This window comes from Gardnerella sialicivorans subsp. sialicivorans (assembly GCF_056746795.1).
Genome location: NZ_JBWPXA010000013.1, coordinates 1 through 1262 on the forward strand (window position 1 = coordinate 1; position 1262 = coordinate 1262).

1 rRNA gene is annotated in these 1262 nt (G+C 56.3%); it reads left to right on the forward strand.

The window, feature by feature from the left end:
- Nucleotides 1-1071 (forward strand): 16S ribosomal RNA (locus AC1EKB_RS06195); the annotation flags it as partial.
- Nucleotides 1072-1262 lie beyond the last annotated feature (191 nt).

A 1262-nucleotide genomic window follows, 5' to 3' on the forward strand; every position in this document is an offset into this window, starting at 1 on the left:
GGGTGAGTGTACCTTTCGAATAAGCGCCGGCTAACTACGTGCCAGCAGCCGCGGTAATACGTAGGGCGCAAGCGTTATCCGGAATTATTGGGCGTAAAGAGCTTGTAGGCGGTTCGTCGCGTCTGGTGTGAAAGCCCATCGCTTAACGGTGGGTTTGCGCCGGGTACGGGCGGGCTAGAGTGCAGTAGGGGAGACTGGAATTCTCGGTGTAACGGTGGAATGTGTAGATATCGGGAAGAACACCAATGGCGAAGGCAGGTCTCTGGGCTGTTACTGACGCTGAGAAGCGAAAGCGTGGGGAGCGAACAGGATTAGATACCCTGGTAGTCCACGCCGTAAACGGTGGACGCTGGATGTGGGGCCCATTCCACGGGTTCTGTGTCGGAGCTAACGCGTTAAGCGTCCCGCCTGGGGAGTACGGCCGCAAGGCTAAAACTCAAAGAAATTGACGGGGGCCCGCACAAGCGGCGGAGCATGCGGATTAATTCGATGCAACGCGAAGAACCTTACCTGGGCTTGACATGTGCCTGTCGACTGCAGAGATGTGGTTTCCCTTCGGGGCAGGTTCACAGGTGGTGCATGGTCGTCGTCAGCTCGTGTCGTGAGATGTTGGGTTAAGTCCCGCAACGAGCGCAACCCTCGCCCTGTGTTGCCAGCGGGTTATGCCGGGAACTCACGGGGGACCGCCGGGGTTAACTCGGAGGAAGGTGGGGATGACGTCAGATCATCATGCCCCTTACGTCCAGGGCTTCACGCATGCTACAATGGCCGGTACAACGGGATGCGACATGGTGACATGGAGCGGATCCCTTAAAACCGGTCTCAGTTCGGATCGTAGTCTGCAACTCGACTACGTGAAGGCGGAGTCGCTAGTAATCGCGAATCAGCAACGTCGCGGTGAATGCGTTCCCGGGCCTTGTACACACCGCCCGTCAAGTCATGAAAGTGGGCAGCACCCGAAGCCGGTGGCCTAACCCTTTTGGGATGGAGCCGTCTAAGGTGAGGCTCGTGATTGGGACTAAGTCGTAACAAGGTAGCCGTACCGGAAGGTGCGGCTGGATCACCTCCTTTCTACGGAGTTTTTGTGCACGCTCGGTTGAGTGTGGTTACTGGTGTGGAAAACAATAGTTAACGTTTTTTGAGTTTGTTGGGCATGCTTTTGGGTTCCCGGATTGCCACCCCCCTTTTTGTTGGGGTTGCGGTCCTAGCCCTTGGATTGCAGGTTGAGGCTTTTTGGTTTTGGCTTGTGTTCTTGGTGTTTG